5 protein-coding genes and 2 pseudogenes are annotated in these 6577 nt (G+C 35.2%); 2 read left to right on the top strand and 5 right to left on the bottom strand.

Translation table 11 applies throughout. The annotated features are described in order from the left end of the window. Positions 1-50: 50 nt before the first annotated feature. A pseudogene (locus tag SVZ03_15515) lies at positions 51-1415 on the top strand (IS5 family transposase). A gap of 47 nt (positions 1416-1462) precedes the next feature. Here the strand turns inward: SVZ03_15515 and SVZ03_15520 are convergent. The 3 genes and pseudogenes from SVZ03_15520 to SVZ03_15530 form a co-directional block, all read right to left on the bottom strand. Then, a pseudogene (locus SVZ03_15520) lies at positions 1463-1638 on the bottom strand (GDP-mannose 4,6-dehydratase). A gap of 109 nt (positions 1639-1747) precedes the next feature. Continuing rightward, a complete protein-coding gene (locus tag SVZ03_15525; protein ID MDY6935618.1) occupies positions 1748-2731 on the bottom strand; it encodes a TIGR01212 family radical SAM protein in 984 nt (327 codons plus the stop codon). Continuing rightward, positions 2700-4454: an N-acetylmuramoyl-L-alanine amidase gene (locus SVZ03_15530; protein ID MDY6935619.1), complete on the bottom strand. Its 1755-nt coding sequence runs from the start codon at positions 4452-4454 to the stop codon at positions 2700-2702. Before SVZ03_15530 ends, SVZ03_15525 begins: the two co-directional genes overlap by 32 nt. 370 nt (positions 4455-4824) lie before the next feature. On the opposite strand from SVZ03_15530, the gene SVZ03_15535 reads away from it, so the two are divergent. Then, positions 4825-5382, top strand: a complete 558-nt coding sequence (locus SVZ03_15535) for a PilZ domain-containing protein (GenBank protein ID MDY6935620.1) — start codon at positions 4825-4827, stop codon at positions 5380-5382. Positions 5383-5434: 52 nt separating this feature from the next. On the opposite strand, the gene SVZ03_15540 is transcribed toward SVZ03_15535, so the two are convergent. Further along, positions 5435-5911 carry a hypothetical protein gene (locus tag SVZ03_15540; GenBank protein MDY6935621.1) on the bottom strand — a complete coding sequence of 159 codons (477 nt, stop codon included), beginning with the start codon at positions 5909-5911 and terminating at the stop codon, positions 5435-5437. Then, a complete protein-coding gene (locus tag SVZ03_15545; GenBank protein MDY6935622.1) occupies positions 5892-6401 on the bottom strand; it encodes a hypothetical protein in 510 nt (169 codons plus the stop codon). The genes SVZ03_15540 and SVZ03_15545 overlap by 20 nt, the downstream gene beginning before the upstream one ends. Positions 6402-6577 lie beyond the last annotated feature (176 nt).

The raw sequence follows: 6577 nt of genomic DNA on the forward strand, positions 1-6577 counted from the left end.
GCAAGGAAAATGTAAGAATTAGCTCAAAACCCTTGCACACGAAGGAACGGATGTATAGAAGGAAGCCATTAGGACAGCTTGAATTTGAAGATTTTTATCTTCCCTTTGGAGGTAAGCTCTGAGGTGACAACAGGTGGGTGAAGCTTTCAAAAGTGATTTCATGGGATGAGATAGAAGGATTATATTCAGATAACTTTTCAAAGCGGATGGGAACGCCTACCAAGCCTTCAAGGATGGCGCTTGGAGCATTGACAATAAAAGAGCGTTGTGGATTTACAGATGATTATCCTTTTGATCCATCAATGATGATACATTTTAGGAAGCGTTTTAATCGTTATATGCTGAATGTGATAAACGAGTTAATAATAGATAATAAGAGGAAGGGGTGTGATCCACAAGTCACCAATTTAGATGTTGATGATGGGTGTGAGGATACCGAGGATAATGAAGGTAAATTGATACTTGATGCTACTTGCACGCCATTAGATATAAGATACCCAACGGATTTATCACTATTAAATGATGCCCGTGAGAAGCTTGAAATAATAATAGATATTTTACATTAACCGTTTAAGGGTAAGGAGAAGAAACCACGTACATAAAGGGAGAGAGCCAGGAAAGATTACTTGAAGACAGCAAAGAAACGCAAGAAGACATATAAAGAGATAAGAAAGTCAAAAGGTAAGCAGTTACGGTATATATTTCGTGATTTACGATATATTGAGGATCTTGTATCAAGGAGTTCGTTAGAGTTATTATCTAAAAGACAACATAAAGATTTACTTGTGATACATGAATTATACAGACAGCAGAAGGAGATGTATGATAGAAGAGAGAATCGCATAGATGCCCGCATAGTAAGCATATCACAGCCTCATATATGTCCTATAGTGAGAGGCAAAGCATCGTCTCCGACTGAGTTTGGGGCGAAGATCTCACTATCGCTGGTTGATGGTTATGCAAGGCTTGAAGAATTAAGTTGGGATAATTACAATGAATCATTAACATTGATAGATCACTTAGAAAGATATAGAGAAAGCTATGGTTGTTATCCTGAATCATTACAGGTGGATAGTATATACAGAACGAGAAAAAATAGATCATTTTGTAAAAACCATGGCATAAGGATTTCCGGACCACCTCTTGGTCGTCCTCGCAAAGAGGACAAGTTGGGCAAAAATTTAAAGCATGAAAAACAGGATATGAGAGATCGAGTAGCCATTGAAGGTAAGATTGGAGAAGGCTAGAGACGTTATGGGTTATCCAGGATAATGGCAAAGTTACCTGAGACAAGCGAAGCAGGTATATGTATTACCATTTTGGTGATGAATCTTGAAAGGAAGCTTAGGCTTCTTTTTGCACAAATTTTGTTGAGGCGATTTAAACGTTATCAATGGCTAAGGTTAGCCGTATAAATCAATTTTTGACTTTTTCAGGAAGTCTCAAATAGGTTAGTCCGATCTTTTATGCCTAATTCATCAAGTCTCCAAAATTTGGGGTGCTGAGCCTTCTATAGTCTCCATATACCCTGTATCCTTTGTTAAGCAAAAACTCAGTCAGATATGCCCCATCCTGACCCGTGATGCCTGTTATTAAAGCTGTTTTTCCATTATTCTCCCAGATGATAAATGAATTCATTATACCATTGCGGATGGTTGTTTCTATGAAAACATAAATAAAACTCATATGAGAGATTGCAAGCGCTTTTTGGATAACAATAGATTATCAACTTTCAATTCTATGGCTACTAATCAATCCCAAAGAGATTATTATCTTCATAAAGCAAACCCTGATAACTTCCCCTCCTGATAAACTCATCCTCAATAGCTTTTATTACTGTCCCTTTATGTAGACCCCATAACGGAGCAACCAATGTAGCCTCATCTCTGTCACCCAAAAGCCGATGGATTATTATATCGGGTCTCAACCTTTCAATAAAATCACATATAGTAGATATGTATTCATTGAATGTGATTGTTTTAATTTTACCATCTAAATAATACTTCTCTAAACTTGTTCCTTTAATCACATGAAGGTGATGAAATTTTATTCCGCGTACGGGCATGGAGGATATTTCCCTTGCTGTTTCCATAATCTCATCCCACGATTCATCAGGTATTCCAATTATGATATGTGCGCAGACAGGAATCCCCCTCTGTGATGCCCTAAATATTGAGTCCCTTGTCGCAGTGTGCAGATGACCTCTCTGTAGTAGTCTTAAACTCTTCTCATGCATGGACTGCATACCTATTTCAAGCCAGAGTTCAAAGTTATCCCTCTTGTAATCAGCAATAAGATCGATAACCTCTTCTGTAAGACAATCCGGCCTTGTTGCTATCATCATGCCTATCACATCCTCAAAAGCTATTGCTATATCGTATAGCTCTTTTAATTCTGCTGTTGAAGCATATGTATTGGTATAGGCTTGGAAATATGCGATATATTTTGTCTTTGCATCCCTTCTCCTAAGGCTATTTTTAGCATTATCCATCTGTTTGGTAATGTGGGAAAGCCCATAGGAAGTAGGAGAGGCTGATCCATCTTCAGAGCAATAGATACACCCTGAGGTTCCGATTGTGCCATCACGATTGGGACATGAAAGATTGGCGTTTATTGGGAGTTTATATAGGCTTGTGTTGAATTTATACTTAAGATAATCGCCAAAAAAAAGATAAGGCTTCCCGAACCAATTTCCTGATTTATAGTGATTTATGTTTCTCTTGGAAGGCAAAGTAGGAATTCTTCATATATTGATGATTTTGATACCTTAATGGATTTAGAGCGATCTGACTCACCCTCTTTACACTCTTAACTACTAAATTTTTCTTTAATTTAAGGACATAAATACCGATAGTAAATTTGGTCCTCTTTTTTTTCCATTTCCAATAATATACATATCTCTTTTTCTTTTTGGAATATTTTTTTACCTTTACCCTTTTATATCTATAAGAATTTCTAAAGGATTTAAGGAGCTTCTTCTCAACTTGTGGGCTGGGGGAGAGGGCTTTTTGTATAGCTTCTCTTAAACTCTGCTTTTTTTCAATAGCAAGTATAATAGGGGTAGTCCGGGAGGCTTTATTAATATCAAGAGATGTTACGATGTTTCCTTGCCTCCCCTTCTTTGAAGTTTTCGAATCCTCTCCCTTTAACAGGTTGTTGATTATATTCGCATATTCTTCATTATAGCTAACAAAAATAGGTCTCTCCCTGAAGAGTCTGATTGCCTTTTTTAGATACCTAACCCCATGTTTTTTGGCTTTAATGAGCCGTTTACCTCTTTTATAATATTTTTCTGCTTTAATAAGGCAACCCTTGATTTTTTTATATGGCTTAACAAGCTCTCTATATTTTGATCTGTTATATTTCCTCTCAATGACTTTAATAGTTGATACTGCCTTTTGGGTATCACAATTTTGAATATAGAAGATTGCAATTCTGGAGAGTTTAAGCAGTGTTATTTTATCTGTAGATATGTCGTTAATTTTCTTAATCTTTTTACCCGAGATATCAATGCCAAAGATCTCTCTAACGCTCTCAAGAAAAGCCTTATATTGAGATTCTGCGATCTTTTCTTGATATTCAGGATTCCTCAATCTTGCTTCATCCTTTGGATTTGATATAAATCCGCATTCGAAAATAAGGGAGATAGGAAAATCAACAAAATAGCTAAATCTATCATCAGCGACAGTGCCGAATTCCCATGTGTTTGGCTTCAAACCATGAGAGATGAGTCTTTTTTTTAGTTTGGATGCATACTTTTTTGAAAATCCGGTAACATCATACTTATTATAGAGGGTTAGGAAGCCATGATGTGAACTTCTTTTATATGTAAGATATTTATACCCGTTCTCGCCATGAGTAATATGAATTCCAGGCATATCAACCTGACCGCTTGCTTTGAATAGGCTGGAAATATTATTTAGATGTACGCTAATGATCATGAATGCTTTTTCTTTGTTTGCTGTTTTCACTGTTTCAGAAAAGCGAATATTCTTATAAACATCACTCTCTTCCTTCATAACTCCCAGAAAATCATTTGTAGATTTAATATCTAAATATCTGTTATCAGAAAGATATTTATACAGCTTTCTGGAAATCATAATCGAGTACATCTCCTCCGTAAGGCCAGTGCAGCTTATTCTTCCTGTGGCTTCTCCTTCCCATCTCCCATCTGCCAGCTTTCCATGTGCTGGATCAAAGAAGATGGTTATTTTATCCCCCTTTAATAAATTCAAGTATAGATCTCCATAGATATCATCAATCTGATTCAATATTTCCATAAGAATTTTCTGATTCTTTATGCTTGTCTCTTTCTGCAATATAGAATTGATAACCTCAGGTTGAAATCTGTAGCCGTAACTATTGGTGGTGTTGTCAGAGGAGTTTGCGGTTAATGTTGAATAAGTAATAATAAACAAAAACAACAATATATGAATATATAGTTTTAATTTCATCTTATTATATTTATCGAAATATTTTTTTCTAAATTAAGTATAATGATATTTATCAACTTTTCAATAAAAATATTGATGAATAGTCATTAAATTATTGCTTTTTATTTATATATGAACGATACTTAATAACAGCTTGTGAATACGTGAGAGTAACCTGTTATATGAAGTGTAATTATTCATACTCTTCAATAACGTGTCACTCTTGTCAATAGGCAATCACCCTAAAATGCAGATCTGATTACCAATGGATGAGTTAAAAGATATTATTCCCACCTGAGGGAGAAGAGAATCTAAACACTATATTTGTCTATTAGTCGACTATTGCTTATCATAAATTAAATCTCAATACAATAGATTTTATGAGGCTAAAATGAAAAAAGATATTAAGTATGAGGAATTGTCTCAGGAAATAAAGAAAGAGATTAATAAATATTATAATATTGAAAAGGAAAAGAATAGTAAACTGGACTTTGGGAATGCAATGGTAGATTGGTTTAATGATCAGTTTGATCAATGGATAACCAAGAAGTACAATAAAAACAAAAACAGCAATCAAAGGCAGCATTATCGACTGGATATTGAACTCCCTGTTAGAATAGTTGAGACACTTATTGAATCCTCATCAGAGGAGCGTGATGCAATTGGGTTTGTTGGCACAATATTAAACATCAGCAAGGGTGGTTTATACTTCAAATCAGATTATCCCTTTGAGAGTTCGAGCATAATAATGGTACAAATTGACTTATCCGAGATAGATAAGGAGCTAAATGATATTGAGGCTCTTGCAATGGTTGTACGATCTGAAAAACTGAAATTAAATAATACATATGGAATAGGAGTGATGTTTAGCAGCATATATGATGAGCATAAGGAAAATCTTGATCTATTTATTTTTAAAAACGTAGCGTATCATATCTATCCGCACTGAGAAATATATTAACAACATTGCCAAGTTGTAATCTGCATATAATCGTGAGGTTCTATCTCCTTACAGATAAATCATCAACAAACTGCTTTATGTCTGTTTTTTCTACCTCAAAAAAATATATATTGCTCCCCTTGGTCTCCCTAGTCTCCTGCCTTAAGGTGCCATACTGATTTATCATATTCAGGAGTTTAGCATTAACATTTCGACCGATTATTCTATTCTTTGATGTCAGGTAATGGCGAAGCGAACTGAGCGCCCTTCTCTTAGCCCTATTCTCAATTGCATTTGAGTCAGGATCTTGATCTCCCTTGGGTTCTATAATGATTATTCTAAATAAATCCCTGGAGATAAAACCCTCACTTTGGTAATCCCTAGGGGAAGCATATTCTTTTTCTAAGCGATTCTGATGAGAATCATCCCCTTCTTTTTTCACTCCCTTAAGGCATGAAATGCTGCAAAGGGATATACCTAAAAAGGTCAATAGCGCTCTTTTAGAGCAGTATAATATTTTATTGATTCCCTTTTTCATCCTTCAGATGAAATTGTACTTTAATGGACTTAATTTCCTTATAGAGATTGTCTTTAAAGATTCTATAAACAATGACAACTGAGTTGTCTTCATCGTAATACTCAAAGGCAATATATCCAAAGTCTAAATATTTCAGCAACTTTACATATAGGATATCCTTAACTTCACCTATATTCAATACATGTTTTGTGCTATTTATCTTTAATTGCTGAAATTGATATTTTAAGATAAAATTAGTTAGCTTTGTAATTATGACATTATGCATCTGGCTTTTGGCATTTGCGAGAGCACTCTCTCTTCTCTCAACTAATCCAACATCTTTTTCATTAGGGAAACCATTAATAATCACCTGATAATGATCATAATCCAGAAATCCATCTGTTTTATAATCCTTTAACAGCATGTTAGTATCATAAACCTTGAGTGTGCATGATAGGTTTATCAGACCGATGATAAGCGCTATACTAATAAACTTGCTCGATTTCTGCATGCATTTATTCTGAATTGAGTTATCAAGCCACCTTAGCTGTTTGTAATATATTGCTTTACTTATAAAATATTCAAGATTAGCAAAATCGCCGCAATGCATTCAAGGATTCGGGGATTTAAGTGAGAATGCAGGGTACGATCGTAGTGGCGGGCGGGCGGGAGGCGAGGAGGGAGGAG

The sequence above is a fragment of the Spirochaetota bacterium genome (genome assembly GCA_034190085.1).
Lineage (GTDB): Bacteria > Spirochaetota > UBA4802 > UBA4802 > JAFGDQ01 > JAXHTS01.